Below are 18,636 nucleotides of genomic sequence, written 5' to 3' on the forward strand. Positions count from 1 at the left end.
ATTTTTTTTCAATTTTTTGTTCATGGTTGAAATTATTCTCATTACCAAACGTTATTTTTTATGCTAAATTGTTTCCGATATTAATTTTTGACAAAGTTTTTAATAAAATGTATTTCAGACTTTCCTTATTTTAAGGTTTTAATATATTTGCAAATTCACAGTATCATTATGGCGAAGAAAAAAACAAGTACAGATTCCGGAACCAAAAAAACTAAAATTGAAACCAAAGTTGGTGTTTTAGGAAGCGGAAGTTTTGCAACAGCAATTGTAAAAATGCTGGTAGAAAATTGTAAAACAGTACATTGGTGCGTAAGAAACGAGTTTGTAAAAGGTGCAATCGAGCTTCGAGGGCACAACCCAACTTATCTTACAGCAGTAAATTTTAATCTAAAAAACTTAAAGCTTACCACCGATATCAACGAGATGGTAGAAGCTTGCGATATTATAGTTTTGGCAACACCTTCTATTTATCTTTCAGATTCGATGGATAAACTAAGCTGTGATTATAACGATAAAGTTTTTGTTTCGGCGATCAAAGGAATAATTCCTAAGGTAAACAACGTTGTTGCACATTATTTGAAAGACGAGTTTAAGATTGGGTTTAGAAATCAGGCGGTTATTGCAGGGCCTTGTCATGCAGAAGAAGTTGCGATGGAAAGACTTTCTTATCTTACTGTGGCCACGGTAGAAGACGAAACTTCACAAAAGCTTCTCAATGTTTTTTCTTCGGATTTTATAAAAGTTCATGCAAGCAAAGACATCTTAGGAAACGAATACAGTGCAATTCTTAAAAATATTTTCGCAATTGGAGCCGGTATTGCAAGCGGTTTAGGATATGGTGATAACTTTACAGCAGTTTTTGTTTCTAACGCGATACGTGAGATGGAAACTTTCCTTGAAGCCATTTACGAAGCACCTAGAGATGTAAATGAAAGCGCCTATTTAGGAGATTTACTGGTTACAGCATACTCTTTGTTTTCAAGAAACAGAAACTTAGGCAACCTTATTGGGAAAGGCTATACGGTAAAATCTGCAATCCAATCGATGAACATGGTTGCAGAAGGGTATTATGCGGCAGATTCAATCTATCAAACGGCGCAACAAAAGGGATTAAAACTTCCAATTATCGAAACTATTTATAGTATTTTATATGAAGGCAAAAATGCCGAAAAACAGTTTAAAAAGCTTACCGCAAAGCTAAACTAATATTTTTTTCGACTAAAAAAAGTAAAATATTTTAGATTCATATATTAAAAATCTCCCTGTTTAAGGGAGATTTTTACATTATTGCTAAAAATTAAGTAAAAAGATTTGTTTTTTATATCATAATTGTTTGGTTTTTATTTTTCTTTGAAAAATTGACCATTATCAGTTTAAAAATCTATTCTCAATTTTAGATTTTAAAAACTTTTCCCGAAATTCGTGCAAATTTTTTAGAATAATGTCTCATACGCTTATCAGCAGAATACCAAAAACGAAATACGATGTCGTAATGATTGGCGGAGGTATCATGAGTGCTACTCTTGCTACCATCCTTCATGAGCTTGATCCTCAATTGAATATTGCTATTTTTGAACGATTAGGAAGATTTGCAAAAGAAAGTACCGCCGCTTGGAACAATGCAGGTACAGGTCATGCCGCTTTTTGCGAACTGAACTACACACCACAGAAACCAGACGGAAGCATCGATATTGCTAAAGCAGAAAGTATTGCAGAGCAATTTGAAGTTTCAAAACAGTTTTGGTCTTATCTAATCGACAAAAATTATATTGATACACCAAAAGATTTCGTAAACTCTTGTCCACACATGAGTTTGGTTTTTGGAGAAAAAGATGCAGATTTTCTAAAGAAACGTTTCGAGAAAATGTCGCAATCTGTACTTTTCTCAGAAATGGAATTCACAGAAGATCATGATAAACTTCGTGAGTGGATTCCTTTGGTAATGAGCAAAAGAAATAAATCTGAAGTTCTTGCAGCAACTAAAATGGATGCAGGAACCGATGTGAATTTCGGAACGCTTACCAGAAAAATGGGTCGCCATTTGATGAGAAGTACCAATGTTGAATTATTTCTTTACACAGAAGTAAAAGATATTGATCAGGTTGGTAAAAGCTGGAAATTGAAAGTAAAAGATCGTCTTGGGAAGACAAAACACGAAGTTGAAGCGGATTTCGTTTTCATCGGAGCAGGAGGGTATGCTTTACCGCTTTTAGACAGTTCAGATATTAAAGAAAGTGAAGGTTACGGAGGTTTCCCCGTTTCTGGGCAATGGTTGGTAACACATAATCCTGAGTTGGTAGAAAAACATCAGGCAAAAGTATATACACAAGCTTCTGTAGGCGCTCCGCCAATGTCGGTTCCTCACTTAGATTTAAGAATTATTGATGGGAAGAAAGCTTTGCTTTTCGGGCCTTTTGCAGGTTTCTCTACTAAATTCTTAAAAGAAGGAAGCTACCTAGACCTTCCGGAAAGTGTAAATACAAAAAATATCAGGTCTTTATTTGGCGCTTGGTGGCACAATATGCCGCTTACGAAATATTTGATTCAGCAAGTTGCGATGAATAAAGCTCAAAGAATTCAGCATTTAAGAGAGTTTGTTAAAGACGCTAAAGAAGAAGATTGGGAATTGAAAGTTGCCGGACAACGTGTTCAAATCATTAAAAAAGACGATGAATTGGGCGGCAAACTGGAATTTGGAACTGAGGTTGTTACCAACAAAAACGGTACAATTGCCTCGTTGCTTGGCGCTTCTCCAGGTGCTTCTACTGCGGTAAGTGCCATGGTAAATGTTTTAGAGAAATGCTTCCCAGAAAAAATGAAAGGGGAGTGGAAAACAAAACTTACCGAAATTATTCCTTCTTACGGACAAAAACTCGCAGAAAACCCTGAGCTCACAAAGAAACTTAGAGAATTCAGTAAAGAAAAATTAGAACTTGATTTTTAATAAAATATTTTAAATAAATTGGCAGTCATTATTCGTAAGGCTGCCAATTATTTTTAGAATCATTATGGTAATCGAAGAAACATTAGTAAAACCAATTATCGAAAAAGAACTTTTACAGTCTTTAAAAGCAAAGACTGAAGAAGAAAAACAGGTTATTGTACACTGCTGCTTTCCGGCGTCTCCGTCGTTGGGAAACCTTATCCGTATTTGGAAAACTACCTATCTTATCGATAATCATTCTGATCATAAAAGTAAACTTATCCACGCCGAAAATATTACGCTTTTTCCTAATTGGACAGCCGTTCCGTTTATGAAAGATTTTTGGTTTACACTTATTTTTTCAGGGCTTCCGAAAGATTGTAAGAGTTTCGATTTTCAGGAAGTAATTCCGGAAGAAGGAGGTTTTTATGTGAAATCAATTAAAAGAAATGAATCAGACATTTATAGAATTAAAATCTCTGAATAATTATGAAAAAAATAGTTTTTTATCTCCTGATTTTTTTAATTCCGGTTTTAAATTTCGCTCAGAAAAAAGAAATTAAAGACATTCAAAAGTTTCAAAAAGAGCTTAATAGAGGATATTTAGATAAAGATGAAACTCCTTTAAGAGGCGATAATTTTACGAATTTTAAAGCACATCCTTTCTTCCCAATTGATTTGAAGTATCGTGTTACGGCGAAGTTTGTGAAAAACGAAAGCCCAGAACCTTTTGAACTTCCAACTTCTTCTGGAAAGTCTAAAAAATACCAGCAATACGCCAAAGCTTACTTTACAATTGATGGTAAAGAATATGTTTTAAACATTTACCAAAGTTTAGATTTAATGAAAACTGAGAAGTATAAAGACCATCTTTTTCTTCCTTTTGGCGATGCAACGAATAATAAAGAAACGTACGGCGGCGGAAAATACATCGATTTGAAAATTCCGAAAGGAAATACTATTGTGATAGATTTTAACCAATCGTATCATCCGTATTGCGCTTATAACGCTTATGATTACAATTGTCCTGTTGTTCCCGCAGAAAATAAATTACCAGTGGAAATTAGAGCAGGGGTGATGTATGAAGATGTTTATCATCATTAAACCTTTGTTATTCGTAAATCTGCTGAATAATTTCTAAAGAATTTGGAATTCTAAAGTCGCTAAAATGATAGTGATAATACACCAAAATACTGTCTAGCATTGCTTTTCTTTCCGATGATGCAATTTTTACTTCGTAAGGGTTTTCAGATTCTGAAATATTTTTCCAAACCCAAGAGATTTCTTTGGTAAAGAGATGATGTTTTCTTTCTGAATAATAATTTCCTGTTTCCGGGTCTAAAAAATCGAAACTGCTTGAAAGTGGCTCAATTCCTTGAATTTTAAGTAAAAGAACGAGAAAAATAAGATGAGCCCTGTAGTTTTTTTGGTCTAATTCAAGGTTGAAATTGGCAATCGCTTTAAAAATTTGCGAATTTGAATTTTCATGCTTCAAAATCTGATTCAGAAAGTCTGAAATAAAGAAAACGATGGTATTGGCTTTTACATCTGTGTAAAAATCGTAAGAATTTTCGAGTTCAAACTTTACAACCGAATTGATTTCTGCACTGCTTTTCGTTTTTCTACACTGAAAATTAAGCAAGGTTAAAGGCAATAAAAGCGCCTTTTTTTTATTTTTTTGTGTGAAAACAGACTTTAGAAAAAAGCTCTGAAAGCCTTCTTCTAAAGTAAAACAATGCAAAATAGCATCACTGTCTCCGTATTTTAAAAGTGAAAGGATAAAACCTGTTTGTGAAATCATTTTTAGTTCACTACAGCAATTTTAGCGGTTGCTTTATCGGTTCCGTCTTCGTTGGTCATTAGCACAAAATAGATTCCAGAAGCCACTCTTTTGCCTTTTTGGTTGTTCAAATCCCACTCGTAATATCCAGTTCTAGACTGTGCAGAATGTACGATATTTCCTGCAGCATCTGTAATTCTAATGTTGGCAACTTCAGCCAAACCTTTAATGGTTACATTTCCTTTGTATTGCGAATATACAACCGGGTTTGGGTAGACCAAAACATTACCAAAATTTGATGTTGTTTCGGCTACATCGCCTTGGTAAGTTACAATTCCGTCATAAGTTACAAAGTAAACTTTTCCTGTTTTTTTATCGACTTTAATGTCTGTAACCGAGTTGGTTGGTAAAGGTGAGTTTTCTTTAGTGAAATGTTTTATGGTACGTTCTCCGTTTGCAGAAAGGTAATAAACTCCGCCGCCATCAACCGAAATCCATTTTTGGTTTCCTCCATCTACTTCAATTGCAAGAATCTGCGAATCTCTGAAAAGCTCTTCTGCAATACCATTTTGCTCAATTACAACAGCTTCAAGTTGAGGGTTGTTTTTAACTTCATCGGTTGCATTGGGAAGAATTCTAATTCCAAGGTCGGTTCCAATCCAAGCATCTCCTTCTTTGTCTATGGCTACAGAAATAGAGTTTGCAGGAAGATTATTATCTGATCCTAATAAATGCGTCGTATCGTCTGAAATGCTTACTGATCCTTTATAATCATAAGCCATTATATGTTGTGATCTTGGAAGTGGTACCCAAAGTAAACCTTCATGGAATATGGGGATTTGTACAGCAGAACTAGTTAAAATGATGCTATTCACTAAAAAGTCGTCATTACTACGGCTATAGGGAGCAATTGCGGGGTTGGCTCCTGTAGCAGTTGTGAAAGCAATAGATAAGAAAATGTTATTTTGATCGTCGTAAGCAAAACCAACTGGTCTATACGTATAAATATCAGTAGCCCCTAATTTATAATATTTTGTAACAGCAAAATCTTTTGAAGTTGTATTATATTTCATTTTATATACCCCCATTCCGTCCCAAATGCTGTAGTTGGTAAAAAAAACATCACTTGGATTGGCTGGATCTTGCATAGCATCTATGACATTAATTTTATTGGGATTTCCAATAAAAAAAGATGGGTAAATCCATTCTGTACCTGTGAAATAGTAAAAACCTGGATTTCTGTCATTATCAAGTCTTCCGTTGAATCCATCTGTTCTTCCTCCACTTGAAACAAGAAGCTGGTCATTATCCATTAATCTTATTTTGTAAGAATAATTGAAATAAGGACCACTTGGTTTAAATGAATTATTATCTTCATTTTTTATTCCAGATAAAGCGGTTCCGAAATATACTTTACTAGAAATCCTAATAGCAGTGTTGCATTCTTCTCCAGGAGAAGCACTTCCAATTGAAGTTCCATTGCTATCAAAAGAATATACTCGGTTGTTATCGGTTACGGTTATATAATTTGAGCCTGTAACAATATCTTTAATGCTAGTAAAAGTTTGTGAAATTGGAGTGGTAACACCATTATTAATTACATAAGCATTTGTAGCGGTTGAGTAAGAGACAACGCCTTCAGAATCGATTTGTGTGAAATTTCCAGATTGCACCGTTGTCCACGTAGAAAATACAGGAAAGGTTGTATTCAAATCATGGCTTTTCAAACCTGTTTTGGTTACAGAATATACTTTATTTCCAGAGATTGTTGCCTCGTTGCTTGCTTCGTAAACACCTGCTGTTACGAAAAACGCAGAGTCTGCAAATTCTTTTTGTTGAAGTCTAAAAATAGAAACTCCATAACCAACAGAAATTACAGCTTGGTTTCCAGTAATTGAAATGTGATTAATTTTTTTATCTCCCGCATAACCTGTAGCCATCGGAATATCCATAATATAAGATACTCCATTTGGTGTAATTACATCAAGAGCACCGCTTTCGTAGCCTACCAAAGCAATTTTAGATTGTGGGTCGTAGTCGAAAGCAGAAATTTTCACTTCGTGAAGACCGCTTGCTTTAGAAATTTTAGAAATCTCTCCGCTGGAAATATTGTAATAAAAAACTCCGTTTTCTGTAGCGGCAATAATTCTTCCATTGTCCTCTTTCATTGCGAGTACATTGTTGTATGAAAAAAGGTCTGCCCATTTTTTTGAAGTAATATTTTGAGCATTTACCAAAGGCAAAGCTGCCAAAATGCCGAGAGAGATTAAAAGTTTTTTCATATTACGCTATTATACTGCTGTCAATTGCTTGGTTGTTCCAAGAAATATGTTTTATGTTTTTGTTTTGATCAAAAAAGAAATCTATTCTGCCTAAAAGAAGTCCCGCCCAACCTACTTGGTTCACCAAAACCTTTTTACCTTGTCGGTTCATGTGAGTTTCAGGTTCAGGAAGGAAGGTATGAGTGTGACCTCCTAAAATTAAGTCAATATTTTCAGTTTTTGATGCTAAAATTTTATCACTAAGTTTTTCAGGGTCGTTTTTGTAATCGTACCCAATGTGAGAAAGGCAAATCACCAAGTCACATTTTTGCTCATTCTTTAAGAAATTTGAGTAATGTTGCGCCACATCAATCGGGTTCTTCCAGATTGTTTCGCCATATTGCTTTTTTCCAACCAAACCTTCAAGCTGAATTCCTACTCCAAAAATTCCAACCTTGATTCCGTTTTTATTGAAAATTTTATACGCTGAAGTTTTTCCGTCTAAAATGGTGTTTTTAAAATCATAATTAGAGCAGATAAAAGGAAATTTTGCATTCGGCAAAACCTTTAAAAATCCGTCCAAACCATTATCAAAATCATGATTTCCCATGGTGGAAGCATCATATTTCATCATCGACATCAGTTTGAATTCCAATTCGCCACCGAAAAAATTAAAATAGGGTGTTCCTTGAAAAATATCTCCAGAATCCAAAAGTAAAACATTGTTTTCTTCCCTTCTGATTTTCTGAATTAAAGTCGCTCTTCTCGCAAAACCTCCTTGGTTGGGATTTTTAGTATAAGAAGAATCGAAAGGCTCAATTCTGCTGTGTTGGTCGTTGGTATGAAGAATGGTAAGTTTTGTAGCGGGTTTAGAAGAATGTAGATTCAATTCTTCCGCCATCATCAAATTCGGAGCTAAAGACATTGCCAAAGTTCCACCACCAATTGTTTTTAAAAAACGCTTTCTATCCATTACTTTTTCCCGATAAAATTTAAACGTACCTCTTCTTTAGGATTAATTTGTTGATTTTTCTTGAAATATTCAATAAATAAATCTCTTAATTTAATTCCGGTAGGAATCATTTCTCCTTTGCTGAAAAACTTCATATTATCGCCTCCTAAAGCCAGATAATCTGAGGTTGCGATATAGTAATCCTGATTCGGGTTTACCGTTTTTCCGTTAATTAATGCTTTTGAAACTACTTTATTGTTGGTTTCAATATACAATTTAGAAACCGGGTTGTTGGTTTCGTTTTTAGCATAATAATCAAAAAGTCCTTGTAAATCTGAACCTTTAAATTTTACGATAATCACTTCATTTTCAAAAGGCATTACTTCGAAAACACTTTTCAAAAGAATATCTCCTTTCCCAATTGTGGTACGAATTCCTCCAATGTTAATTAATGCAGCATCTACATCTTTTTGAAGGTTTGTTTTTGCCCAAACTTCGGCACCTTCGTATGTAAAATCTGCCAAAAGATTCCCCAAATTGCTATTGTCGCCCTCTTTGGTAAGGTCTACAGAGGTGAAAGAGATTTTTTGGTTCATCTCTTTATTCAATTTTTCTGTGTAAGGAGCGATAAATTTTGCAAATTCCTCATCATTTTTCAGCTCATTATTAATAGAAATATTTTGCTGAGTCTGCACACTAGAAACCTGTAACGATGCCGTTTTGCAGGAAATGAGTGAGACCAAGGCAATTCCTAAGAATAAGAATTTATTTTGCTTCATATCTTTTAGTATATGCAAATATAATTATATGTATAATAAATCATTAAGTAAATATGATAAAATCTTGGTGTAAATGATTAAATTTGGCAAAATTAATTTTTTAACAGATGAGTATTTTAAAAGGACTCGGTGTTGCATTGGTAACACCTTTTAATGAAGATTTATCCGTTGATTTTGAAAGCTTAACGAAGCTTGTCGATTTTAACATCGAAAACGGAACCAATTATTTAGTTGTTTTGGGAACTACAGCAGAAGCTGCAACGCTTTCGGCTGAAGAGAAGAAACAGGTAATCAATCACATCATTAAGGTCAATAATAAACGTGTTCCGCTGGTTTTAGGAATCGGTGGAAACAATACGCTTGAGGTTAAAAAACAAATCGAAGAAGCAGATCTTTCTGAGTTTACAGCTGTGTTATCGGTTTCTCCTTACTACAACAAACCTAATCAGGAAGGGCTTTACCAGCATTATAAAGCTTTAGCTTCTACAGGTAAAAACATCATTATTTACAACGTTCCTTCAAGAACCGGACAAAATATTGATGCAGAAACTACTTTGCGTTTAGCAAACGAATTCCCGAATTTGTTCTTGATTAAAGAAGCAGCGCCAAATATTCTTCAGTATTTCGATATTTTAAGAAAGAAACCTGAAGCTTTCAACCTGGTTTCTGGAGATGATGAATATACACTTCCAGTAACTTTAGCGGGTGGAGCAGGAGTGATTTCTGTAATCGGACAGGCGTATCCTAAAGAATTTTCTACGATGGTTCAGCTGGCTTTCGACAAAAAAGTAGATGAAGCATACGAAATTCACAACAAATTGGTAGAAATCACAAGATTGATTTTCGCTGAAGGAAATCCTTGCGGAATTAAAGCGGTTCTTACCGAAATGGGAATCATCAAAAACTATTTGAGACTTCCATTAGTTCCTGCTTCAGAAGGACTTTATGCTAAAATTAAAGCTGAAATGAGTAAAATTTAAAATTTTAGATTCGAAATTTATAAATCAAAGTGAAAAGTGTAATGCTTTTCACTTTTTTAATCTAAAATATTAACCGTAAGTATTTAACCATAAAAGTCACAAAAGCTTATAGAGTTTAATTATTGAAGATGAAGAGTTCAAAAAAGCATTATGTTTAAGAAAATAAACTGTGTATTTTGTGAACTTTTAAAAAGAAAACTTTATAACCTAAATATTAAAGAAAATTTTTGTGACTTTTGTGGTAAATAAAGTATGAAAATTATCAAAGCAACTCAAGAAAATATCCCATTAATTCAAGATTTGGCGAGGAGGTCGTGGGAAAATGCTTACGCAGAAATTCTATCGCAAGAGCAAATGAATTACATGTTGGAAACCATGTATTCTGAAGCTGAAATTAAGTCGCATTTACAAAATCCGAACTATCATTACTTTCTTGTTTTTGATGAAAATACCAATGTTTATGACGGTTTTATAGGTTTTGAAAATCATTACGAAGAAAATACGACTAAACTTCACCGTATTTATCTCGTTCCTGAAAGTAAAGGAAAAGGTTTAGGCAAAAAAACACTTGAATTTTTAAACGAAAAAATAAAAGAAAGCGGAGATTCTCGCGTTATTTTAAATGTAAATAAACACAATTCCGCACAAAAATTTTACGAATCTCAGGGATATAAAATCTACGATGAAGGTGTTTTCGATATTGGAAATGGCTTTGTGATGGATGATTTTTTGATGGAGAAGAATATTCAATAGGAACGGGCTTTAGCCCGTTTTTAAATTTTTGTAATTCTAAAAGGCTTTAGCCAAAATATCAAAACTACGAAATCTTACTCCACTTATTTTTCCCTTTATAATTCTGTAAATAGTAGTTTTTAATCACTAAATTTTCAGTTTTTTGTAATAAAGGGTCGTTTTCTAAAAGTTTTTCAACCAAACTTTTGGTGAGTTTAATGATGGAAGCATCATTCACCAAATCCAGTTTTTTAAAATCTACAACACCGCTTTGCTGTGTTCCCAAAATATCTCCCGGACCGCGCAATTGCATATCAACCTCAGAAATTTTGAAGCCGTCATTGGTTTCAGTCATGGTTTTTATGCGGGTTCTGCTGTCTTTCGATAATTTATCGGAAGTCATTAATATACAATAACTCTGTTCTGCGCCTCGCCCTACACGACCTCTCAACTGATGAAGTTGTGACAAACCGAATCTTTCAGAACTTTCAATCACCATTACCGAAGCATTGGGAACGTTTACCCCAACTTCAATTACCGTTGTTGCAACCATAATTTGCGATTGTCCCGAAGCAAAAAAGTTCATGGCGGCATCTTTTTCGTCGGGTTTCATTTTTCCGTGAAGCATCGTGACATTGTAATTAGAGAAATTATCCATCACGCTTTCCAAACCTTCCATTAAATTTTTATAATCCAACGTTTCAGATTCTTCAATTAAAGGATAAACGAAGTAGATTTGTCGCCCTTTTCGGATTTCTTCGTGGCAGAAATTATACACATAAGCTCGGTCTTTTTCTCTTCTGTGAGCGGTGATGATGGGTTTTCTTCCAACCGGCATTTCATCAATCACAGAAACATCCAAATCTGAGTAGAAACTCATTGCCAAAGTTCTCGGAATTGGCGTTGCTGTCATCACCAAAATATGTGGCGGAATTTTATTTTTTGCCCAAAGTTTCGCTCTTTGTGCTACGCCAAAACGGTGTTGCTCATCAATAATGGCTAAACCAAGGTTTTTAAATTTTACCTTATCTTCTAAAACCGCATGCGTTCCGATGAGGATGGAAAGTTCCCCATTTTCCAACTCTTCATGAATGATTTTTCTTGCAGAAGCTTTCACAGAACCCGTCAAAAGACTGACTTTAATTTCTGTGCCTTTCAGTAAGTCTTTAATTCCGTTGTAATGTTGTTGGGCAAGAATTTCGGTTGGAGCCATCAAACAACTTTGAAATCCATTATCCATCGCAATCAGCATTGTCAATAAAGCGACCATTGTTTTACCAGAACCTACATCTCCTTGCAAAAGTCGGTTCATTTGAATGGGCTTTTTCATATCCATTCTGATTTCTTTTAACACTCTTTTTTGTGCGCCAGTTAAATCAAAAGGAAGATTATTTTCGTAAAAACCTGTAAAATAGTCGCCAACAATTGGGAACGGATTTCCTGGAGATTTCGTTTTGTGATGGTTTTTTTTTAAACCAAAGCCAAGCTGAAAGAAAAAAGATTCTTCAAATTTCAAACGGTAATCTGCCTTTTCAAAATGCGACTGGTCTTTGGGAAAATGAATGTTTAAATAGGTATGCTGTCTCGATAAAAACTGATAATGCCGAATCATATAATCGGGAAGGTTTTCCTGAATAAGACTCGGGATTTCTTTACAAATGTGTTTTAAAATATTCTGAAAAAATTTCTGTCCCAAATTTCTTTTCGTAAGCTTTTCTGAGCTTGGATAAATGGGTTTTAGGCGTGTTTCGCTTTCTTTACTTTCTTCGGCTTCAATTTCTGGATGTGGCATCGAAAATTGATTGTTGAAGGCATTAATTTTCCCAAAAATATACACTTCACGGTTAATTGGGATTTGTTCTTTCAACCATTTTGAATACTGAAACCAAACCAAATCCATCGTTCCGGTGTGATCGTTGAATTTTGCCGAAAGTCTTTTTGTTTTTCCGTTTTGAATTTCCTGAATGGAAGTGATTTTTCCTTTAAGCTGAACATCAATCGTCGTTTCGTGAAGCGTTGCAACGGTGTAAATTTTACTTTTGTCTAAATACCGAATCGGGTAGAAGTTCAGAAAATCTTCCACAGTAGAAATTCCCAACACATTTTTGATGAGTTTGGCGCGTTCGGAACCGATTCCTTTTACAAATTCTATGGGAGTTTCTAAAGTCAGAATATAATTTTGAGGGACGAATTTCGTGAAATTTTAGAAATAAAAAAAGCTTTCATGTTTGAAAGCTTCTGTTGTATTTTACTGCCTCACGCAGATTCCGTGGATTAGGTAGATTTTTAATTGCCATGAATGCACCAACTTCGTGTATTCGTGGTAATTTTAAAGGCTATCCACCAATTCCCCAAAGCTATTACTCTTTTATTTTCGATTTAAATTTCTTTTGGAAATCTTCCCAATCTTCTTTTGTTTTGATTTTTTTAAAAATATTTTCCGAGATTAAGGTGAGGTAGGGTTCTAATTCTTTTGCTGAAAGTTCGCCTTGCAAAATAGTGATTGGGCCGCCTGTTTCATCAAGAAAAACCGTACTTGGTACTGCATTCACATTCATATATTGAGTAAACTGGTGAAGCGAATTTCTGCCTTTTTTTTGAGCAGAATTTTCGTTGGAGAATTTTCTACCATAAATTTCGATATCTTTTTTTTCTTCCGCATTAAATTTTACCGGATAGTAATTTTCATTCAAGTATTGGAAAATTACTTCGTGACTATAGGTTTTTTTATCCATTATTTTGCACGGGCCGCACCAATCTGCATAAAAATCGATAAGTATTTTTTTTGGATTGGTTTTTTGTGCTTCTAAAGCTTCTTCAATCGTCATCCATTTTACCTGTGAAAAAGCAAAAACAGACTGAACGATGAAGAGAAAAGCAAATATTTTTTTCATATTTTTTGGTAGTTTTGGAATGGGTTAAAATTTACACCTTAAAAATTTAGATGGTAAAAGTATCAGTTTGTTAAAACATTAACGGACTTCCTGCATTAATTTTTTCACCCAAGGAGCAATTACAATTAATACAACACCAGCAATTACAGCGTACAAACCTAGTTGTTTGTAACCTTCTGTGTAAGTAATAAGTGCGTCGTAATTGGTAGATCCTTCTTTTGCATCAACCAAACCTGCTCCAATAATTCCCGCAACATATTGTCCGTAAGCGGAGGCAAGAAACCACATTCCCATCATCATTCCTTGAAGATTTTTGGTGGAAAGTTTCGTCATGATTGATAAACCGATAGGAGAGAGGCATAGTTCCCCCAAAGTAATGACTAATAAAGCTAAGGTAAAGAAATTTAAAGAAGTAATTCCTTGTAAATCTGCGAATAATCTTGTTGCAAATAGTACATAATATCCTAATCCTAAGAAGATAAAACCAAGCCCGAATTTAATAATCGTGTTCGGTTCAATTTTTCTTTTATTCATCCAAATCCATAGTAAACCCAGCAATGGTGCTAAGAAAATAATGAAGAATGCGCCTCCCGAATTATTAACTCCATTTGGGTCTAAACCTAATAAGTCTTTATTTAAATTTTTAGCCGCAAAAATACTTAGCGAACCACCGCTTTGCTCGTAAATTCCCCAAAATAATATAGAAAAAACAATGAAAATTAAAGCTGCCCAAAGTTTATTTCTTTCTGCGGGAGTTACTTTAGACATTTCGAAGAAAAGGTAAATTAAAGTTAATGGTCCTACAGTCCACATGAAATAATCGGTGTATTGAGGAACAGAAACCATTACTAAAATGATAGGAACAAAAATGAGAGACAAAATGTAAACACCGTATTCTTTCCATTTAGGCATGGGAGCAGATTTTACTTCCTGCATCGGATGTCCTGGCTGTAAACCGATTGTTCCTAAACTTCTTTGTGTAAAAATGAAATTAATAAGACTGATAACCATTACAATAGCTGCTAAACCGAATGCAATATTCCAACGAAGAGCTTCCGGAATTAGATTAGCAAAAAATTCACCTTTACCGATGGCGATACATAAATAACCTCCTAATAATGCACCGAGGTTAATTCCTGCATAGAAAAGGGAGAAGCCGGCGTCTGCTCTTGGATCATTGGGTTTGTAAAGTTGCCCAACCATTGATGAAATATTAGGTTTGAAAAAACCCGTTCCAACGACTGTAAACGCAATACCCCAAAAGAAAAAATCGTGTGGATTGGCTGCGAGAATTAAACTTCCTACAATCATTAAAAGCCCACCCCAAAATAGGGATTTTCTGAACCCTAAAATTTTATCTGCAAAAAGACCTCCTACAAATGTAAAAGCGTAGACAAATGCCTGTGTAGCTCCATATTGTAGATTGGCTTCTTTTTCATGGAAATTAAGCTGAGAAATCATAAAGAAAACGAGCATACCGCGCATTCCGTAGAAGCAGAAGCGTTCCCACATTTCGGAGAAAAAGAGGCTCCAGATTTGTTTTGGATATTTTCCTTTAAAGTCTTGTATTTGTTCGAGAGTTAATGACATATTTTTACTTTGATTAAACGAAAATAAAAAAAACCTCCGACAATGCAGAGGTTTATGTTGTATAATGTTGAAGAGTTTAGTTTACTCCGTGCATCATTTTCTTTAAAATAGGTGAGATAAGTGCCAAAATTACAGCAGCAATACCACATAAAACCACAAATACCATAAAGAATTCAAACAAGTTGTGAATTTCAAATCCTACAAAAGTTGGGTTTTCTAAAGGTAATTGAGCTTTCTCGAAAGCAGCAACTTGCTCGGCATTCAAGGTTACTTTTTTATCTAAAACTTCCTGTAAGTTTATACCAAGTTCTTCCGCTTTTTTAAATTTATCTCCTGTTGCTGGAATTAATGCTCCTAAAGATCCTGCTAATGCATATCCTGCAGCATTCGAAATGAAGAATACTCCGTATAGCAAAGATGCAAATCTTTTTGGAGCCAATTTTCCTACTAAAGATAAACCGATTGGAGAAAGACAAAGCTCACCACATGTTTGGATGAAATAAAGTAACATTAACCATTTAATAGCCAATAATCCTGAATTACCTAAATCTTTTACGTTATGAGCGATAATAAAGTAGCTTAATGCAATTAAAGCCAATCCCATTGCTTGTTTCATAGGAGATACAGGCTCTTTTCCTTTAGCTCTCAGTTTATCCCAACATAAACTGAAAGGAACAGCTAATAAAACAACGAAGATACCGTTGAAAATCTGCACCATTGAAGGTGGCATGTTCCATCCGAAGATGCTTCTGTCTGTTTGGTTATCTGCAATGAAGGTAAGAGATGAACCTGCCTGTTCAAATGCAGCCCAGAAGAAAATAATAAAGAATGAAACAATGTAGATTACCCAAATTCTTTGTTTTTCAATTTTGTTTTCAGCAGAAGACATAATCAAAAATGCTAATGAAATACCTGCAGCGTAGATGAAAGGATAAATAATTCCTTTGATTAACTGCCCCATTTCCATTGCGTTAAAGCCAAATTCTCCTACCAATAAATATCTGAAAACGAAGAATAAGATTACAAATAAAACTCCGGTAATTCCCAAAGCACTTCCCGAGAATTTTGCTGTTTGAGTTTCTCCTTCTTCAAAGTCTTCGCTTGTATTATTTTTAGGTAAACCACCAATTGGTCTTCCTTCTGGTGTTACAACATATTTATTTTTAAGAATAAAGAATGTGATTGTTCCAATTACCATAGCAATTGAAGCTGCTAAGAACCCCCATTTGAAAGCAAAAATATCTCTTACCCCAGTTGCCGCATCTTTTACGTCACCTACGTAAGGGCAGATAAACTGACCTAAAAACGCTCCAATGTTGATTCCCATGTAGAAAATCGTAAAGGCAGAATCTAGTTTAGATTTTTCTTGTTTTGGATAAAGACTTCCCACCATGGATGAGATGTTGGGTTTGAAGAAACCATTACCGAAAATAATGATAAACAAAGCCAACCACATAAACATTTTTGCGCTATCAATGTTTGCAGAGAATGTAGATGCACTGATGAATAGTAAAAACTGACCAATGGCCATCAAAGAACCTCCAATTAAGATTGCATTTCTGTTACCAATGTATTTATCTGCGATAAAACCTCCTAAAAGTGGGGTAAGATAACAAAGTGCTAAAAATCCTCCATAAATAATTGCGGCGTCTGCTTCTCTGATAAGTAAAGAATTTACCATAAATAGAGTAAGTAGAGCTCTCATTCCGTAAAAATTGAAACGCTCCCACATTTCCGTTCCGAAAAGTACCCACAATCCCTTTGGATGCTTGGTCTTCGACTGAACTGCTGTATCCATATATACTTGTTAAATTTTTGTTAAGACCCACAAATATAGTTTTTTTTGTGTGTTCAGCAAGGTTTTAATTCAATTAAAATAAAAAAGCTACAGAATCGTACTGTAGCTTTGTGTATTTTGTAGAGATAAAGATTAATGACCTTTTTCTTTCATAATTCTGTTGAGTCTTTTCAGCATTGAAAGTCCCAAAAGTGTTGCAAAAATGAGCAAACCGAAGTTTACAAGGAAATAATTGGTTTTGTCTTCATAGTTGTACCAAGTACTTGCAAGAATCCCTGAAAGTTTGTTCCCGACAGAGTTGGCAAGGAAAAAACCACCCATCATTAAAGCGGTAATTCTTGCGGGAGATAATTTAGATACAAAAGATAATCCCATTGGCGAAAGGCAAAGTTCTCCCACCGTAATTACTCCATAACTTGCAACCAACCACCAAGGCGAAACTTTTACCCCTCCATTTGAACCTGCATTTACTGCCAAAACCATTACCAAACATGAAAGTGCTGAAATAAATAATCCCAAAACAATTTTTGTTGGCGTTAATGGTTCTTTTCCTTTTCTTCTTAAAAGTGACCAAAAAGCCACAACAACAGGTGTTAAAGCAATCACCCAAAACGGATTGATAGACTGGAAAAGTTCTGTATTATAAAGGAAAAGCTTTTTCTCAGGGTTTTGTTCTAAAGTAGCGCGTTTTTCAGGAGAAATATTTTTAAAGTAAACATCTTTTCCTTGTTCTTTCTTGGTGTTTCCGTTGTCGTCTTTTTGAGCACGGAATTGGTCGTCGTAAACTGTAACTTCTTTCGTTTCGTAGCTTTTTCCTTCCACCATATAGATGTCTTCCAATGGTTTTTCAAGTGATGCAGAAACACTTCTGTCTGTGTAATAATTTGCCCATCTTGTAAGCGCTGTTCCGTTTTGTTTGAAAACCGCCCAGAAAAACATACTGATTAAAAATACCGATAAAAGCGCTCCAATGGAAGGTTTTTCTTCTGGTTTTGCTTTGAAGTACAACGATCCATAAAAATAGATAACAGGAATACAAGCGAAAATAAAAGCGTCTGTATTGTCGCTTCCAATTAAATTTCCAGGAATAAACCAACCTATTGCACCAAAAATAATGGCAGGTAAAAATACTTTCAATAAAATTTCAGAAAGCTTGGTGTCTCCTTCTTTTGCAGGTTTCATTTGTGCTGCATGAATGTAATGTTTTCTACCGATGGTAAAAATCACCATTCCGATAAGCATTCCAACTCCGGCTGTGATGAAAGCTTCGCCCCATCCGTATTTGTTTCTCATAAACGCAGCGATAAGGTTGCAAATAAAAGCTCCAATGTTAATCCCCATGTAGAAAATATTGTAACCAGAGTCTTTATTGGCTTTGTAAGGCTCTTCAGAATAAAGATTTCCCAAAAGAGTAGAAATGGTAGGTTTAAAGAAGCCATTACCAATGATAATTAAAGCCAAAGACGAGTAGAATAAAGTTAAATCTTTAAAAATACCCATCCCAATATAACCTGCAGCCATTAAAATTCCGCCTAAATAAATAGATTTAATGTATCCTAAAACTCTATCCGCCAAAAAGCCGCCGATAAAAGGAGTAAGATAGGTTAAGGCAATGTAGGTTCCGAAAATATCGTCCGCAGTTTTGTCGGGAAGACCGAGTCCGCCTTTTAAACCAGTTGGCTCAATTACATAAAGAACAAAAATTCCGAGGATAAGATAATATCCGAAACGCTCCCACATTTCTGTGAAAAAAAGAAAGGGTAATCCTTTTGGGTGTTTAGCTTTCATTAATGAAGTTTTAGTTTGCCAAAAATAAGATTTTAGATGTGAAATGAAAATTTTTCTTCAACAAGTGTACTTTTTCTTTAAAAGTGAATTGGGTTGGCGCGAGCGAAGCGAGCGTCAAAAAAGTTAGTATTAGAAATGTGTGTTAAAAAAAATCACCCA

The 18,636-nt window shown here is 34.8% G+C and carries 15 protein-coding genes; 6 read left to right on the top strand and 9 right to left on the bottom strand.

Annotation, left to right across the window (positions count from 1 at the left end):
* Positions 1 to 168 precede the first annotated feature (168 nt).
* The 4 genes from AC2A1D_RS13065 (at position 169) to AC2A1D_RS13080 (ending at position 4,027) form a co-directional block, all read left to right on the top strand.
* A complete protein-coding gene (locus AC2A1D_RS13065) occupies positions 169 to 1,206 on the top strand; it encodes an NAD(P)H-dependent glycerol-3-phosphate dehydrogenase (protein ID WP_484044029.1) in 1,038 nt (345 codons plus the stop codon).
* Between the two features lie 235 nt (positions 1,207 to 1,441).
* Complete coding sequence (mqo, locus tag AC2A1D_RS13070) at positions 1,442 to 2,944, top strand: malate dehydrogenase (quinone) (protein ID WP_484044030.1); 1,503 nt, start codon at positions 1,442 to 1,444, stop codon at positions 2,942 to 2,944.
* A 64-nt stretch (positions 2,945 to 3,008) separates the two neighbouring features.
* Positions 3,009 to 3,410, top strand: coding sequence for a hypothetical protein (locus AC2A1D_RS13075; RefSeq protein ID WP_484044031.1), 402 nt, complete (start codon positions 3,009 to 3,011; stop codon positions 3,408 to 3,410).
* 2 nt (positions 3,411 to 3,412) lie between these two features.
* A complete protein-coding gene (locus AC2A1D_RS13080; RefSeq protein WP_484044032.1) occupies positions 3,413 to 4,027 on the top strand; it encodes a DUF1684 domain-containing protein in 615 nt (204 codons plus the stop codon).
* Between the two features lie 7 nt (positions 4,028 to 4,034).
* Here the strand turns inward: AC2A1D_RS13080 and recO are convergent, their stop codons facing one another.
* The 4 genes from recO to AC2A1D_RS13100 are packed head-to-tail and all read right to left on the bottom strand — an operon-like array spanning position 4,035 to position 8,695.
* Positions 4,035 to 4,724, bottom strand: coding sequence for a DNA repair protein RecO (gene recO, locus AC2A1D_RS13085; protein WP_484044033.1), 690 nt, complete (start codon positions 4,722 to 4,724; stop codon positions 4,035 to 4,037).
* A 2-nt stretch (positions 4,725 to 4,726) separates the two neighbouring features.
* Entirely contained in the window at positions 4,727 to 6,985 is a 2,259-nt protein-coding gene (porZ, locus tag AC2A1D_RS13090; protein ID WP_484044034.1) for a type IX secretion system anionic LPS delivery protein PorZ, read from the bottom strand.
* Position 6,986: 1 nt separating this feature from the next.
* Entirely contained in the window at positions 6,987 to 7,937 is a 951-nt protein-coding gene (locus AC2A1D_RS13095; RefSeq protein WP_484044035.1) for a bifunctional metallophosphatase/5'-nucleotidase, read from the bottom strand.
* Positions 7,937 to 8,695, bottom strand: coding sequence for a 5'-nucleotidase C-terminal domain-containing protein (locus tag AC2A1D_RS13100; protein ID WP_484044036.1), 759 nt, complete (start codon positions 8,693 to 8,695; stop codon positions 7,937 to 7,939). Before AC2A1D_RS13100 ends, AC2A1D_RS13095 begins: the two co-directional genes overlap by 1 nt.
* A 107-nt stretch (positions 8,696 to 8,802) precedes the next feature.
* On the opposite strand from AC2A1D_RS13100, the gene dapA reads away from it, so the two are divergent.
* Together dapA and AC2A1D_RS13110 are read left to right on the top strand one after the other, a co-directional pair.
* Entirely contained in the window at positions 8,803 to 9,675 is an 873-nt protein-coding gene (gene dapA, locus AC2A1D_RS13105; RefSeq protein ID WP_484044037.1) for a 4-hydroxy-tetrahydrodipicolinate synthase, read from the top strand.
* Between the two features lie 252 nt (positions 9,676 to 9,927).
* Complete coding sequence (locus tag AC2A1D_RS13110; RefSeq protein ID WP_484044038.1) at positions 9,928 to 10,428, top strand: GNAT family N-acetyltransferase; 501 nt, start codon at positions 9,928 to 9,930, stop codon at positions 10,426 to 10,428.
* 64 nt (positions 10,429 to 10,492) lie between these two features.
* Here AC2A1D_RS13110 and recG read toward each other — a convergent pair whose 3' ends face one another.
* From recG to AC2A1D_RS13135, 5 genes are all read right to left on the bottom strand, one after another.
* Positions 10,493 to 12,577, bottom strand: coding sequence for an ATP-dependent DNA helicase RecG (gene recG / locus AC2A1D_RS13115; protein ID WP_484044127.1), 2,085 nt, complete (start codon positions 12,575 to 12,577; stop codon positions 10,493 to 10,495).
* Positions 12,578 to 12,767: 190 nt separating this feature from the next.
* Positions 12,768 to 13,301, bottom strand: coding sequence for a thioredoxin family protein (locus AC2A1D_RS13120; protein ID WP_484044039.1), 534 nt, complete (start codon positions 13,299 to 13,301; stop codon positions 12,768 to 12,770).
* Between the two features lie 78 nt (positions 13,302 to 13,379).
* Positions 13,380 to 14,891 carry a peptide MFS transporter gene (locus tag AC2A1D_RS13125; protein WP_484044040.1) on the bottom strand — a complete coding sequence of 504 codons (1,512 nt, stop codon included), beginning with the start codon at positions 14,889 to 14,891 and terminating at the stop codon, positions 13,380 to 13,382.
* A gap of 76 nt (positions 14,892 to 14,967) precedes the next feature.
* On the bottom strand, positions 14,968 to 16,689 hold the full coding sequence (locus tag AC2A1D_RS13130; protein WP_484044041.1) for a peptide MFS transporter: 1,722 nt from the start codon (positions 16,687 to 16,689) through the stop codon (positions 14,968 to 14,970).
* 132 nt (positions 16,690 to 16,821) lie between these two features.
* Complete coding sequence (locus tag AC2A1D_RS13135; RefSeq protein ID WP_484044042.1) at positions 16,822 to 18,477, bottom strand: peptide MFS transporter; 1,656 nt, start codon at positions 18,475 to 18,477, stop codon at positions 16,822 to 16,824.
* Positions 18,478 to 18,636 lie beyond the last annotated feature (159 nt).

This window comes from Chryseobacterium sp. HNCC26DJ239 (genome assembly GCF_057180445.1).